Annotated in this window: 11 protein-coding genes; 9 read left to right on the top strand and 2 right to left on the bottom strand. The window is 71.3% G+C overall.

Annotation, left to right across the window (positions count from 1 at the left end; all coding sequences use genetic code 11):
- The first annotated feature begins 167 nt into the window (after positions 1-167).
- On the top strand, positions 168-956 hold the full coding sequence (locus tag IA22_RS0103725) for a putative protein N(5)-glutamine methyltransferase (RefSeq protein ID WP_030122726.1): 789 nt from the start codon (positions 168-170) through the stop codon (positions 954-956).
- 159 nt (positions 957-1115) lie between these two features.
- Positions 1116-4112, top strand: a complete 2997-nt coding sequence (locus IA22_RS0103730) for a bifunctional [glutamine synthetase] adenylyltransferase/[glutamine synthetase]-adenylyl-L-tyrosine phosphorylase (RefSeq protein ID WP_014156608.1) — start codon at positions 1116-1118, stop codon at positions 4110-4112.
- Between the two features lie 84 nt (positions 4113-4196).
- Here IA22_RS0103730 and IA22_RS0103735 read toward each other — a convergent pair whose 3' ends face one another.
- Complete coding sequence (locus IA22_RS0103735; RefSeq protein ID WP_386167421.1) at positions 4197-5048, bottom strand: phosphatase PAP2 family protein; 852 nt, start codon at positions 5046-5048, stop codon at positions 4197-4199.
- A gap of 232 nt (positions 5049-5280) precedes the next feature.
- Positions 5281-6324, bottom strand: coding sequence for a LacI family DNA-binding transcriptional regulator (locus tag IA22_RS0103740; RefSeq protein WP_030122728.1), 1044 nt, complete (start codon positions 6322-6324; stop codon positions 5281-5283).
- Positions 6325-6684: 360 nt separating this feature from the next.
- Between IA22_RS0103740 and IA22_RS0103745 the strand changes: the two genes are divergently transcribed.
- From IA22_RS0103745 to IA22_RS0103775, 7 genes are all read left to right on the top strand, one after another.
- Positions 6685-7956 carry an extracellular solute-binding protein gene (locus IA22_RS0103745; RefSeq protein WP_014156611.1) on the top strand — a complete coding sequence of 424 codons (1272 nt, stop codon included), beginning with the start codon at positions 6685-6687 and terminating at the stop codon, positions 7954-7956.
- Positions 7957-7977: 21 nt separating this feature from the next.
- Entirely contained in the window at positions 7978-8994 is a 1017-nt protein-coding gene (locus IA22_RS0103750; protein WP_014156612.1) for a carbohydrate ABC transporter permease, read from the top strand.
- Positions 8991-9869: a sugar ABC transporter permease gene (locus IA22_RS0103755; RefSeq protein WP_030122729.1), complete on the top strand. Its 879-nt coding sequence runs from the start codon at positions 8991-8993 to the stop codon at positions 9867-9869. The genes IA22_RS0103750 and IA22_RS0103755 overlap by 4 nt, the downstream gene beginning before the upstream one ends.
- Before the next feature lie 98 nt (positions 9870-9967).
- A complete protein-coding gene (locus tag IA22_RS0103760) occupies positions 9968-11644 on the top strand; it encodes a glycoside hydrolase family 13 protein (protein WP_030122730.1) in 1677 nt (558 codons plus the stop codon).
- Entirely contained in the window at positions 11629-12687 is a 1059-nt protein-coding gene (locus IA22_RS0103765; protein WP_030122731.1) for a LacI family DNA-binding transcriptional regulator, read from the top strand. Before IA22_RS0103760 ends, IA22_RS0103765 begins: the two co-directional genes overlap by 16 nt.
- 126 nt (positions 12688-12813) lie before the next feature.
- Positions 12814-13371 carry a GNAT family N-acetyltransferase gene (locus tag IA22_RS0103770; RefSeq protein WP_014156616.1) on the top strand — a complete coding sequence of 186 codons (558 nt, stop codon included), beginning with the start codon at positions 12814-12816 and terminating at the stop codon, positions 13369-13371.
- Positions 13372-13469: 98 nt separating this feature from the next.
- Entirely contained in the window at positions 13470-14369 is a 900-nt protein-coding gene (locus tag IA22_RS0103775; protein WP_030122732.1) for an RNA polymerase sigma-70 factor, read from the top strand.
- The last annotated feature ends 17 nt before the right edge of the window (positions 14370-14386 follow it).

Below are 14386 nucleotides of genomic sequence, written 5' to 3' on the forward strand. Positions count from 1 at the left end.
CGCGGACGGTCTCGGGTAGTGTGACCCCTCCCGAGACCGGGACCGACCCAGGAGGTGAGACCCATTACCGCTTCAGCAGGCTGGGCGCTCACCCCTCGCCGTCGTAGGGCCGACCGGGCCTGAGCGATCGCGGAGCGCCCATCGGTACTCCCGAAAGGCTCCGCACCGTGCAGGACTTCGCCCCACCGCTCACCTTCGCCACCCTCGTCACCGCCCTCCGGGCCGCCGGCTGCGTCTTCGCCGAGGACGAGGCGGAGCTCCTCCTCTCGACAGCGGCCGACCCCGCCGCACTCGCGGCCATGCTGGAACGCCGGGTGGCCGGAAACCCCCTCGAACACGTCCTCGGCTGGGCCGAGTTCTGCGGACTGCGGATCGCCGTGGACCCGGGGGTCTTCGTGCCCCGGCGGCGTACGGAGTTCCTCGTGCGGCAGGCCGCCGCACTCGCCCCCGACCGGGCGGTCGTGGTCGACCTCTGTTGCGGTACCGGGGCGCTCGGCCGTGCGCTCGCCTCGACGCTGCGGGACGTGGAACTGCACGCCGCCGACGTGGAGCCCGCGGCCGTGCGCTGCGCCCGGCGCAACGTCGGCGCGCTCGGGACCGTCCACGAGGGCGACCTCTTCACGCCGCTGCCCCGCGCCCTGCGGGGACGGGTCGACGTCCTGCTCGCCAACGTGCCGTACGTGCCGACCGGCGACGTGGGGCTGCTGCCCGCCGAGGCGCGCGTCCACGAGCCGCTCGTCGCGCTCGACGGAGGGGGCGACGGCCTCGACGTGATGCGCCGCGTCGTCGCCGAGGCGGCGGACTGGCTGGCCCCCGGCGGCAGCCTGCTGGTCGAGACGAGCGAGCGGCAGGCGCCGGCGGCCGAGGAGACGGTGCGCGGCGGCGGACTGGCCGCGCGCGTCGTGGTCTCCGAGGAGCTGTACGCCACCGTCGTCATCGGCACCAGACCCCGGTAGGCGAGGAGACGGCCGGGCGGAACCCGGGCGGGTATGGCGGTGTGCGTGGCCTTTGCACCGGTCGCGGCCCCGCGGTCGGGCCACGCCGCCGCTCCGTATTCAACTGCGCGGGGCTAGGCTCGTAGGGCGGATATGTGAGCGGCGGGCAGGAGACACGGGATGACGACGGTGCCGGGACGCAGAAGCAGTACGTTCACCCGCTTGCTGCGGCACGGTTTCACCGATCCCTCGGCCGCCGAAAGGCTGCTGGACCTGCCCGAGCTCTCCTCCGTGCGCGCCGATCCCGTGCTCTTCGACGCCCTCGGCGCGACGGCCGACCCCGATCTGGCCCTGCACGGCCTGGTGCGGCTGGTCGAGGCCGAGGAGCCCGACGAGCGGCAGATCCTGCTGGACACCCTCGTCACCGCGAAGCCGCTGCGGGACCGGCTGCTCGGGGCCCTCGGTGCCTCCGAGGCGCTCGGGGACCATCTGGCACGGCATCCGCGCGACTGGCAGGTGCTGGTCACCTACGAGGCCACCGATCTGCACCCCGGGGTCCGGGAGTTCGAGCAGATGCTCTGCGACGTCGTCGACCCGGACTCGCTGAGGGTCGCCTACCGCAGGTCCCTGCTGTCGATAGCGGCCCGTGACGTCTGCGGGACGACGGACGTCGCCGAGGTCGCCGCCGAGCTCGCCGACCTCGCGACGGCCACCCTGCGCGCGGCGCTCGCCATCGCCCGCGCCGACGCGCCCTCCGACGCCGCCCAGTGCCGCATCGCCGTCATCGCGATGGGCAAGTGCGGGGGACACGAGCTGAACTACGTCTCCGACGTCGACGTGATCTTCGTCGGCGAACCGGTCGACGGCGCGGAGGAGAGCGGCGCACTGCAGGCCGCCACCCGGCTGGTCGCCCACATGATGAGGATCTGCTCCGACACCACCGTCGAGGGCACCATCTGGCCCGTCGACGCCAACCTCCGCCCCGAGGGCCGCAACGGACCCCTGGTACGGACCGTCTCCTCGCACCTCGCCTACTACCAGCGCTGGGCCAAGACCTGGGAGTTCCAGGCCCTTCTCAAGGCCCGGCCCGTCGCGGGCGACCCGGAGCTGGGGGCGCAGTACCTCGAAGCCGTCTCCCCCCTGGTGTGGCAGGCCGCCGACCGGGAGAACTTCGTCGGCGACGTGCAGAAGATGCGCCGCCGCGTCGTCGACAACATCCCCGTCGACCGCGTCGACCGCGAGCTCAAGCTCGGCCCCGGAGGGCTCCGGGACGTCGAGTTCGCCGTCCAGCTGCTCCAGCTCGTCCACGGGCGCGGCGACAGCACCCTGCGCGTCGGCTCCACCCTGGAGGCCCTGGGGGCGCTCGCCGACGGCGGATACGTCGGGCGGGCGGACGCCGCCCAGCTCGACGAGGCCTACCGCTTCCTGCGGGCGATGGAGCACCGCATCCAGCTCTACCGGCTCCGCCGCACCCACATGGTCCCCGAGGACGAGGCCGACCTGCGCAGGCTCGGGCGGTCCCTCGGGCTGCGCACGGACCCGGTGGCCGAACTCAACCGGGCGTGGCGTCGGCACGCCTCCGTCGTGCGGCGGCTGCACGAGAAGCTCTTCTACCGGCCGCTCCTGGACGCCGTGGCCCAGCTCGCCCCCGGCGAGCGCAGGCTCAGCGCCAAGGCCGCCGGCGTCCGGCTGGAGGCCCTCGGCTACGCCGACCCCGCCGCCGCGCTGCGGCACCTGGAAGCCCTGTCCTCGGGGGTCTCCCGCAAGGCCGCGATCCAGCGGACGCTGCTGCCGGTGCTGCTCGGCTGGTTCGCGGACTCCGCCGATCCGGACGCCGGTCTCCTGGGCTTCCGCCAGGTGTCCGACGCGCTCGGCAAGACCCCCTGGTACCTCCGCCTCCTGCGCGACGAGGGCGCCGCCGCCGAGAACCTCGCCCGGGTCCTGTCCGCCGGGCGTCTCGCCCCGGACCTCCTCATGCGCGCCCCGGAGGCCGTCGCCATCCTCGGTGACCCCGAAGGGCTGAAACCGCGCAGCCGCGACCACCTGGAGCAGGAGGTGCTGGCCGCGGTCGGCCGCGCCCCCGGTGCCGAGGCGGCCGTCGCGGTGGCCCGCGGGGTGCGCCGGCGGGAGCTGTTCCGGACGACGGCGGCCGACATCATCGGCTCGTACGGCACCGAGGACAACCCGGCCGAGACCGACCCGGGTGCCCTGGTCGACCGGGTCGGGTCCGCGGTCACCGATCTGAACGCCGCCACGCTCTCCGGGGCGCTGCGCGCCGCGGTCCGCGAGCGGTGGGGCTCCACCCTGCCGACCCGGTTCGCCGTCATCGGCATGGGCCGCTTCGGCGGGCACGAGCTGAGCTACGGATCGGACGCGGACGTCCTGTTCGTCCACCAGCCCCGGGAGGGGGTCGGCGAGGAGGAGGCCAGCCGGGCCGCGAACGCCGTCGTGTCGGAGATGCGCAGACTGCTGGAGCTGCCGACCGCTGATCCGCCGCTGCTCATCGACGCCGACCTGAGGCCGGAGGGCAAGACCGGGCCCCTCGCCCGCACCCTGAAGTCGTACGGGGCCTACTACCGGCGCTGGTCGCTGGTCTGGGAGAGCCAGGCGCTGCTCCGCGCCGAGCCCATGGCCGGTGACAAGGAGCTGGGACGCGCCTTCGTCGAGCTCGTCGACCCGCTGCGCTACCCGGTCGAGGGACCGGGCGACGAGGCGGTCCGGGAGATCCGGCGGCTCAAGGCGAGGATGGAGTCGGAGCGCATGCCGCGCGGCGCCGACCCGACGCTCCACACGAAGCTCGGGCGCGGCGGGCTGAGCGACGTCGAGTGGACGGTGCAGCTCATGCAGATGCGGCACGGCTGGGCGGAACCCGGCCTGCGGACCACGCGGACCCGCGAGGCGCTGGCGGCCGCGTGCGCGGCGGACCTGATCCCGGCGGAGGAGGCCCAGATGCTCGACGAGGCCTGGGTGCTGGCCTCCCGTGTGCGCAACGCGGTGATGCTGGTGCGGGGGCGGCCGGGCGACACGTTCCCCTCGAACCCGCGTGAGCTGACGGCGGTGGGCCGTTACCTCGGGTACGAGGAGGGGCACGTGGGGGACATGCTGGACGACTACCGGCGGATCACCCGGCGGGCACGGGCGGTGGTGGAGGAGCGGTTCTACGGCGCCTCGGGCTGAGGCGCCGGACACGCCGCCACCCCGTTCGACCACCCGGGCGGCGCCTCGGCCGCCCGTCCCGGTCGGCGGGCTTCGTCGACGGTCTCAGTCCGCGACGGTGCCCGGCCCGGCTGCCCGGGAGACCGGCTCGGGCGCTCGCCGGGGTGGCCGGCGCAGAGCGCGCAGACGGCTCCTGCCCGGCCCCTGGATCCGCTTCGGCAGCCGGTGCGGCAGAGCTCCGTACCAGGCGTAGGACATCGCCACGCCGAACGTCAGGCAGGCCATCCCGCCCACCGCGTCCAGCCAGAAGTGGTTCGCGGTCGCCACGATCACCACGAGCGTGGCCACGGGGTACAGCGCCCCCAGGATCCGCGCCCACGGGGCGGAGGCCAGGGCGCAGATGGTCAGCCCGCACCACAGCGACCAGCCGATGTGCATGGACGGCATCGCCGCGTACTGGTTCGACATGTGCTTGAAGTTGCCCGAGGCCATCGAACCCCAGGTCTCGTGCAGCATCACCGTGTCGAAGAAGCCGCCGCCGTTCATCAGCCGGGGCGGCGCCAGCGGGAAGACGTAGTAGCCGAGCAGGGCCACCGCGGTGGTGGCGAAGAGGGCCAGACGGGCTGCCGCGTAACGGCCCGGATGCCGGCGGAACAGCCAGACCAGCACCCCGATCGTCACGACGAAGTGGAGCGTCGCGTAGTAGTAGTTCATCGACACGATCAGCCATGTCACCGAGTTGACGGCGTGGTTGACCGTCTGCTCGAAGGCGAGCCCCATGCTGTGTTCCAGGGACCAGATCCAGTCGGCGTTGCGCAGGGCCGCGGCCTTCTGCTCGGGCACGGCGTTGCGCACCAGCGAGTAGAGCCAGTAACTGACCGCGATCAGCAGGATCTCGAACCAGAGACGCGGGCGGCGCGGGGAACGCAGGGAGCTGAGGGCGAGGCGGGTGCGCATACGGGGAGGGATGATCGCTCTCGTCGAACCGGACGAACCGGACGAACCGGATGAACCGGCTGGACCGTGAAAACCGGACGCCGTCGCTCCGTCCGCGACGGGTGACGGGGTGGCCGCCGTGCGGTCTTCCTGTGTGGTCACGTGCGATTCACCCATAGGCGCAGAGTCTGCCAGATACATCCCCCTCCGCCCGATGATCCTCCGGTCGGGTTCCGGTCGCACATCCAGCACTTCACCGGCGGGTGTGCCCCGGGGAGGAAGGGGCCGGACCCGATGCGGTTGAACCGCGTACGACCAGCTCGGGCATGAAGACGAACTCGCTGTGCGGAGCCGGGGTGCCGCCGATCTCCTCCAGCAGGGTGCGCACCGCGGCCTGGCCCATCGCGGTCACCGGTTGCCGGATCGTGGTGAGCGGCGGATCGGTGAACGCTATGAGGGGCGAGTCGTCGTACCCGACCACCGAGAGGTCGCGGGGGACCTCCATCGACAGCCTGCGGGCCGCCCGGATGGCACCGAGCGCCATCATGTCGCTCGCGCACACCACCGCGGTGCACCCGCGCTCCATCAGTGCCGAGGCCGCCGCCTGCCCGCCCTCCAGCGTGTACAGGGAGTGCTGGATCAGCTCCTCCACCGCGTCGGCGGTGAGACCGAGCTGCTCCCGCATCGTGGCGTGGAACCCCTCGATCTTGCGGAGCACCGGAACGAAGCGCTTCGGCCCGACCGCCAGTCCGATGCGCTGGTGCCCCAGTGCCACCAGGTGTGTCACCGCGAGCCGCATCGCCGCACGGTCGTCGGGGGAGATGAACGGCGCCTGCACCTTGGGGGAGAAGCCGTTGACCAGGACGAAGGGGACACCCTGGGCGCGCAGTTGCTCGTAGCGCTGCATGTCGGCGGAGGTGTCCGCGTGCAGTCCGGAGACGAAGATGATGCCCGAGACGCCGCGGTCGACGAGCATCTCGGTGAGCTCGTCCTCGGTGGAGCCGCCCGGCGTCTGCGTCGCCAGGACCGGTGTGTAGCCCTGCCTGGTGAGCGCCTGGCCGATGACCTGGGCCAGCGCCGGGAAGATCGGGTTCTCCAGCTCGGGCGTGATCAGGCCGACGAGGCCCGCGCTGCGCCGGCGCAGCCGGACGGGGCGTTCGTAGCCGAGGACGTCGAGCGCCGCCAGGACGGATTCACGGGTGGTCGCGGCGACACCGGGCTTGCCGTTCAGTACGCGGCTGACCGTCGCTTCGCTGACCCCCGCCTGAGTTGCGATATCGGCAAGCCGTGCGGTCATGGCAATGGACTGTACCGGGCGCGTGTCGGATTGCCCACCATGCACGGGATCCGGCCGGACGGCCCCGGCCGTCACCGCTGGACGGCCCTCCCGCAGCAACATCTTGCAAGTCCTTGCGGGCGCACCCGGCCCCCTGCGATCAGATCGTCGTACCGCTGCTACGGCGGGCCTGGCCAGGCATGGGCAGGGTGAAAGGGCTTCCGTCAAGAGGCTTGACGGCAACCTTGCGGACACGCCAATGTAACGATCAGCGGTGCTTGCAGAAATATTCCGCAAGGTCTTTCGGTCGTCTTTCATCCTTGTTACGTTCACGTCGACCCGGCGCCGCGACGGAGCGGTACGGCAGTTGAAGGAGTTCAGATGCGACGTGGCATAACGGCCACCGCCCTGGTCGCGACCCTGGCGCTCGCGGCGACCGCCTGCGGAGGCGACGACGAGTCCGGCGGCAGCAAGAGCTCGGGCGAGCTCTCCGGCACGGTGACCTGGTGGGACACCTCGAACGTCGGCAGCGAGGACAAGGTCTTCAAGAAGATCGCCGAGGGCTTCGAGAAGAAGCACCCGAAGGTCGACGTCAAGTACGTCAACGTTCCCTTCGGCGAGGCGCAGAACAAGTTCAAGAACGCGGCCCAGGCCGGTTCCGGCGCCCCCGACGTCATCCGCTCCGAGGTCGCCTGGACCCCCGAGTTCGCCGACCTCGGCTACCTGGCCCCGCTGGACGGCACCGCGGCGCTCAAGGACGACAGCGACTTCCTCAAGCAGGCCGCCGCCTCGACCAAGTACAAGGGCAAGACGTACGCGGTCCCGCAGGTGATCGACTCCATGGGCATCTTCTACAACAAGAAGATGTTCGCTGACGCGGGCGTCGAGCCGCCGGCGAAGATCGCCGACCTGAAGACCGTCGCCGAGAAGATCAAGAAGAAGACCGGCAAGACCGGCCTCTACCTGCGCGGCGACGACTCGTACTACTTCCTCTCCTTCCTCTACGGCGAGGGCGGTGACCTGGTCGACGCCGACGCGAAGACCGTCACCGTGGACAACGCCGCGGGCGTCAAGGCGTTCGGTGTCGTGAAGGACCTCGTCGACTCCGGGACGGCGAAGACCGACGCCACGGACGGCTGGGAGAACATGATGCAGTCGTTCAAGAACGGCGACGTCGCCATGATGATCAACGGCCCCTGGGCCGTGGCCGACACCCTGACCGGCAAGGAGTTCACCGACAAGGCGAACCTGGGCATCTCCACGGTGCCGGCCGGCACCGCGGGCCAGGGCGCTCCGCAGGGCGGCCACAACCTCGGTGTCTACGCGGGCTCCAAGAACCTCGACGCCTCCTACGCGTTCGTCGAGTACATGACCTCGGTCGAGGCCCAGGCACAGACCGCGGGTGAGCTCAACCTGCTGCCGACCCGCACCTCCGCGTACTCCAAGAAGGAGGCCGTGAACAGCGAGATCGTCCAGTTCTTCAAGCCCGTCGTCGAGACCGCGGTCGAGCGTCCGTGGATCCCGGAGACCGGCAGCCTCTTCGCCCCGCTGAACGTCGAGTACACCAAGGTCCTCACCGGCCAGACCACGCCGGAGAAGGCCGCCAAGGCGACCGGCGACTCCTACCGCAAGCTCCTCAAGGGCTGGAAGTAACTCAGGAAGGCAGGCCGGCTGATGGCTGTCCACACCAGCCAGTCGGTGGCGAAGGCCGCGGGCGACGACGTCGCCCGCGGCCGGAGCCGCGGTACTGGTAACCCCCCGCCGCCGAGCAGGTTCCGGCGCGCCCTGTCGGTCCACTGGTACGCCTGGACCATGGTCGCCCCGGTCGTGCTCGTGATCGGCGTGATCATCGGCTACCCGCTGGTCCGCGGCATCTGGCTGTCGATGACCGACGCCAACGAGCGCAACGTCGCCCGGTCCATCGGCGTCAACGAGATGCCCGCCACCTACGAGTTCGTGGGTCTGGACAACTACGCCGACGCCCTGACCGGCAACCAGTTCCTCGGGACGCTCGGCTGGACCCTGGTGTGGACGGTCTCCTGTGTGACCATCACCTTCTGCCTGGGCATGGCCCTCGCCAACATCCTCAACCGCAGGATCGTCGGCCGCTCCGCCTACCGCATGGCCCTGATCCTGCCCTGGGCCATCCCCGGCTTCGTGTCGGTCTTCGCCTGGCGCTTCCTCTACAACGAGAACAACGGGCTGCTGAACAAGATCCTCGGCGGCGCCGGTATCGACGGCATACCCTGGCTGAACGACCCCACCTGGGCGAAGTTCTCCGTCATCGCCGTCAACGTCTGGCTCGGCGTGCCGTTCATGATGGTCGCCCTCCTCGGCGGACTGCAGTCGATCCCCGCCGAGCAGTACGAGGCCGCGGAGATGGACGGCGCCACCGCCTGGCAGCGCTTCCGCCACGTCACGCTTCCCGGACTGCGCCCGGTCTCCACCACGGTGGTCCTGCTCTCCACCATCTGGACCTTCAACATGTTCCCGGTGATCTTCCTGCTGACCCGCGGCGGACCCGGTGAGGCCACGCAGATCCTGGTCACCCAGGCGTACAAATTCTCCTTCGAGATCAGCCCGCGCGACTTCGCGCAGTCCTCCACCTGGGGCGTGCTGATCCTCGTACTCCTGATGCTCTTCGCCATGGTGTACCGGCGAGTGCTCCGCACGCAGGGAGACAACTGGTGACCACCGCCACCGCACCCTCCGCCCGGCACGGCGCCCGCAAGGTCCGCCGCCGGGGCGACCGCTCGCCGGCCGCGTCCCTGGCCCTGCACCTCACCCTGATCATCACCTCGGTGATCGCGGTCTTCCCGGTGCTGTGGGTCCTGCTGACGTCGCTGAAGCCCGCGAAGTTCGCGTCGACCACAGACTTCTTCAAAGAGACGACGTTCGAGAACTACACCAACCTGATCAAGGACACCGAGTTCCTGGCCTGGTTCGGCAACTCCGTGATCGTCGCGGGACTCTCGACCGTCATCGGCGTCTTCGTCTCCGCCACCACCGGCTACGCCGTCAGCCGCTTCCGCTTCCCCGGCAAGCGCGGGCTGATGTGGACGCTGCTCGTCACCCAGATGTTCCCGGTGGCCGTCCTCATCGTGCCGATCTACAACATCATGTCGACGATGGGCCTGCTCAACCAGCCGGCCGGACTCGTCATCACCTACCTCACCATCTCGGTGCCCTTCTGCGCCTGGATGATGAAGGGCTTCTTCGACACGATCCCGCGCGAGATCGACGAGTCGGGGCAGGTCGACGGGCTCACCCCGTTCGGCACGTTCTGGCGGCTCATCCTGCCGCTCGCCAAGCCCGGCCTCGCCGTCACCGCCTTCTACTCCTTCATCACCGCCTGGGGCGAAGTGGCCTACGCCTCCGCCTTCATGGTGGGTGACGAGAACCTCACGCTCGCCGGCGGACTGCAGAAGTTCGTCAACCAGTACGGAGCCCAGTGGGGCCCGATGACCGCGGCGTCCGTGCTCATCGCGATCCCGGCCGCGCTGGTCTTCCTGTTCGCGCAGAAGCACCTGGTCACCGGCATGTCCGCCGGAGCCGTCAAGGGCTGACGCACCCAGTCCCCGTACGACCGCACGCAACGTCACGGCGGCGCCGGACCCCGACCGGGCACCGGCGCCGCCCCCCACCCAGACACCCCAGGGACGACATGACCCAGCACCTCGCTGCCCCCTCCACCGGCACGTCCGACGACGCCCCGGGCCACCGCACCGGCTGGTGGCAGGACGCGGTGATCTACCAGGTGTACCCGCGCAGCTTCGCCGACGGAAACGGCGACGGCATGGGGGATCTCGCGGGTGTCACCGCGCGGCTCCCGTACCTCCGGGACCTCGGTGTCGACGCCGTCTGGCTCAGCCCCTTCTACGCCTCCCCGCAGGCCGACGCCGGTTACGACGTCGCCGACTACCGGGCCATCGACCCGATGTTCGGCACCCTGCTGGACGCCGACGCCCTGATCCGCGAAGCCCACGGACTGGGCCTGCGCATCATCGTCGACCTGGTGCCCAACCACTCGTCCGACCAGCACGAGTGGTTCAAGCGCGCCCTCGCCGAGGGCCCCGGGTCGGCCCTGCGCGAGCGCTACCACTTCCGCGCCGGCAAGGGCGCCGACGGCGAACTCCCGCCCAACGACTGGGAGTCCATCTTCGGCGGCCCGGCCTGGACCCGTACCACCGACCCCGACGGCACGCCCGGCGAGTGGTACCTGCACCTCTTCGCGCCCGAGCAGCCGGACTTCAACTGGGAGCACCCGGCCGTCGCCGACGAGTTCCGCTCCATCCTGCGCTTCTGGCTGGACATGGGCGTCGACGGCTTCCGTGTCGACGTCGCCCACGGCCTCGTCAAGGCGGAGGGCCTGCCGGACCTGGGCTCGCACGACCAGCTGAAACTGCTGGGCAACGATGTCATGCCGTTCTTCGACCAGGACGGCGTGCACGAGATCTACCGCAGCTGGCGCACCGTCCTCGACGAGTACTCCGGCGACCGCGTCCTGGTCGCCGAGGCGTGGACCCCCACCGTCGAGCGCACGGCCAACTACGTGCGCCCGGACGAGATGCACCAGGCCTTCAACTTCCAGTACCTGTCGACCGCCTGGAACGCCGCCGAGCTGCGCGCCGTCATCGACTCCTCGCTCGACGCGATGCGTCCGGTGGGCGCCCCCACCACCTGGGTGCTCTCCAACCACGACGTCACCCGGCACGCCACCCGCTTCGCCAACCCGCCGGGCCTGGGCACCCAGATCCGCACCCCCGGAGACCGCGAGCTCGGACTGCGCCGGGCGCGCGCGGCCACCCTGCTGATGCTGGCGCTGCCCGGTTCCGCCTACGTCTACCAGGGCGAGGAGCTGGGCCTCCCGGACGTCACCGACCTGCCCGACGAGGCCCGCCAGGACCCGTCGTTCTTCCGCGCCGAGGGCCAGGACGGGTTCCGCGACGGCTGCCGGGTGCCGATCCCGTGGACCCGCGAGGGAAGCTCGTACGGCTTCGGCGGCGGTGGCAGCTGGCTGCCGCAGCCCGACACCTGGGGCGCGCTCTCCGTCGAGGCCCAGGACGGCGTGCAGGGTTCCACGCTGGAGCTGTACCGCGCCGCGATCGCCGCACGGCGTGAGCACCCGGGCCTCGGCGCCGGCACGGACGTCGAGTGGCTGGACGCCCCCGAGGGCGTGCTCGCCCTCGGCCGCCCCGGCTTCGTCGCCACCGTCAACACCACCGGAGCGCCGGTGCGGATCACCGCCCCCGGCGCGCTGCTGCTCGCCAGCGGCCCCGTCGCCGTCGACGGCACCACCGTCGAGCTGCCCGCCGACACCACGGTGTGGTGGACGGTGTGACCGTCCCCGCGCCCAGGACCGGACCGGCGCTGCGGCTCTCCGACATCGCCGGTCAGGCCGCGGTCAGCGAGGCGACCGTCAGCCGCGTCCTGAACGGGAAGCCGGGCGTCGCGGACACCACGCGTCAGCGGGTGCTCGCGGCGCTCGACATCCTCGGCTACGAACGCCCCGTACGGCTGCGGCAGCGCAGCGCGGGGCTGATCGGGCTGGTGACGCCCGAACTGGTCAACCCGATCTTCCCGGCGTTCGCCCAGTCCGTGGAGCAGGTGCTCGCGGGGCACGGCTACACGCCGGTGCTCTGCACCCAGCTGCCCGGGGGCGCCACCGAGGACGAACTGGTCGAACAGCTCGTCGAGCGCGGTGTGGGCGGCATCGTGTTCCTGTCCGGGCTGCACGCCGACACCTCGGCCGACCCGTCGCGCTACGCCGCGCTCACCGAACGCGGCGTGCCGTTCGTCCTCATCAACGGCTACAACGAGCGCATCAGCGCCCCGTTCGTCTCGCCGGACGACCAGGCCGCCGTGCGGATGGCCGTCGGTCATCTCGCCGAGCTCGGTCACCGGCGGATCGGCCTGGCGATCGGGCCGCAGCGCTACGTGCCGTCCCGGCGCAAGCGGGACGGTTTCGTCGACGCGGCCGTGTCCGTGCTCGGCATGGACCGCGAGGAAGCCGAACTCCTGGTCTGCTCGACGCTGTTCAGCGTCGAAGGCGGCCAGGTCGCGGCGGGCGCGCTGCTCGACCGCGGCTGCACCGGCATCGTCTGCGGCAGCGACCTGATGGCGCTCGGCGTGGTCAGGGCGGCGCGGGAGCGGGGACTCGACGTCCCCCGGGACGTCTCCGTCGTCGGCTTCGACGACTCCCAGCTCATCGCCTTCACCGACCCGCCCCTGACCACCGTGCGTCAGCCGGTGCAGGCGATGGCGGCTGCGGCCGTGGGGGCGCTGCTGGAGGAGATCGCCGGAAGTCCCGTGCAGCGCACGGAGTACGTGTTCCAGCCCGAGCTGGTGGTACGGGGGTCCACCGCGGCGGCGCGCGGCGCCTGAACGGGCGCGGTGCACAGGGGGAGGTGCGGGGCCGGGTCCGGAGGGGGGGGGACCCGGCCCCGTCCCGACCGCCTGACCGGCCGGAGGGCCCGGACCGCTGTCACGCCGTGCGATAGGTTCCCCGCCATGACCGGACTCGGAACCGTCGCCTGGCCACCCGCCCCGATACGGACCGAACGGCTCGTGCTCCGCGAGTCCGAGGCCCGGGACCGTGCGGCGTTCATCGAGATGTTCGCCTCGACGGAGGTGCACACCTACCTCGGCGGCGCCCGCCCGCGCGACGAGCTCGAACACGCGGTGCCCGAGGTACCCGGGCGGCGCCCCGGCCTCTTCGTGGTCGAGCTCGGTGGCGCGATGATCGGCATGGTCGCGCTCGACCGGCGCGACGCGGAACGCCCCGGGCACGTCCGCCCGGAAGCCGGTGAGGCCGAACTCGGGTACACCTTCCTGCCCGAAGCGTGGGGGCACGGCTACGCCGCCGAGGCGTGCCGGGCGGCGCTGGCCTGGTTCGCCGACGCGAGCCCCGGCGAGCCGGTGGTGCTCTGCACCCAGGAGGCCAACGAACGCTCGATGCGCCTCGCGGTGAAGCTCGGGTTCACCGAGGTGGAGCGGTTCGAGGAGTACGGCGCCGAGCAGTGGTTCGGGGTGGTGCTCGGGCACGGCGGCCGGCCACCGTCCCCATGAGGTGATCCGCGTCACAGGGTGTCACAGGGGGTGCCCAGGTGGTGTCTTGAGCTCGGACCGTCCGGAACGAGGGAGACAGCACCATGGTGGAGGACCGCATGAGCGAGGAACGCGCCGTCGACCGGGCGACCGAGGTCTTCGTCTCCCAGCGCAACCTGCTCTTCACCGTCGCGTACGAGATGCTCGGCTCGGCGGTCGACGCCGAGGACGTCCTCCAGGAGACGTGGCTGCGGTGGGTCGAGGTCGACCTCGACACGGTGCGCGACCGGCGCGCGTACCTGGTCCGGATCACCACCCGGCAGGCACTCAACCGGCTGCGCACGATGTCCCGGCGCAAGGAGTCGTACGTCGGCCCCTGGTTGCCGGAACCGCTGCTGACCACGCCGGACGTGGCCCAGGACGCCGAACTCGCCGAGAGCGTGTCGATGGCCGTGATGCTGGTCCTGGAGACGTTGGCACCGACCGAACGGGCCGTCTTCGTGCTGCGAGAGGTCTTCGACGTCGGCTACGACGAGATCGCGGCGGCGGTCGACAGGACCCCGGCAGCCGTCCGCCAGATCGCGCACCGGGCACGCCGTCACGTGGACGCCCGGCGTCCACGCACCGTGGTCCCCCAACAACAGGCGCGGGCGGTCGTGGAGTCGTTCGTGCGGGCGCTGAAGGGCGGGGGCCTGCAGGAACTGCTCGACGTACTCGCGCCCGACGTCGTCTACCTGGGCGACGGCGGCGGCGTGAAGCACGCCGCGCTACGGCCGATCGTCGGCGCCGGCAAAGTGGCCCGCCTGCTGGCCGGTGGCATGGGCAGGAACATGACCAGGCTCACCTTCGGCCCCACCACGGTCAACGGCGGTCCAGCGCTCGCGCTACGCCTGGACGGTGAGCTGGACAGCATCGTCGCGGTCCACGTGGAAGGCGTCCGCATCACCGGTCTCTACGCCGTCCGCAACCCTGAGAAGCTGTCGCGCATCGAATCCGCGACGCCCCTCACCTTGCGGTGAATCACCGGTGCCTCATG

This window comes from Kitasatospora papulosa (genome assembly GCF_000717245.1).
Classification (GTDB): Bacteria; Actinomycetota; Actinomycetes; order Streptomycetales; family Streptomycetaceae; genus Streptomyces; species Streptomyces papulosus.

Excerpts from the sequence above, each read along its gene's own strand:
- IA22_RS0103730 (WP_014156608.1), top strand. The coding sequence starts at position 1,116 with ATGACGACGGTGCCGGGACGCAGAAGCAGTACGTTCACCCGCTTGCTG.
- IA22_RS0103770 (WP_014156616.1), top strand. The coding sequence starts at position 12,814 with ATGACCGGACTCGGAACCGTCGCCTGGCCACCCGCCCCGATACGGACC.
- IA22_RS0103740 (WP_030122728.1), bottom strand. The coding sequence starts at position 6,324 with ATGACCGCACGGCTTGCCGATATCGCAACTCAGGCGGGGGTCAGCGAA.
- IA22_RS0103735 (WP_386167421.1), bottom strand. The coding sequence starts at position 5,048 with ATGCGCACCCGCCTCGCCCTCAGCTCCCTGCGTTCCCCGCGCCGCCCG.
- IA22_RS0103750 (WP_014156612.1), top strand. The coding sequence starts at position 7,978 with ATGGCTGTCCACACCAGCCAGTCGGTGGCGAAGGCCGCGGGCGACGAC.
- IA22_RS0103760 (WP_030122730.1), top strand. The coding sequence starts at position 9,968 with ATGACCCAGCACCTCGCTGCCCCCTCCACCGGCACGTCCGACGACGCC.
- IA22_RS0103775 (WP_030122732.1), top strand. The coding sequence starts at position 13,470 with ATGAGCGAGGAACGCGCCGTCGACCGGGCGACCGAGGTCTTCGTCTCC.
- IA22_RS0103745 (WP_014156611.1), top strand. The coding sequence starts at position 6,685 with ATGCGACGTGGCATAACGGCCACCGCCCTGGTCGCGACCCTGGCGCTC.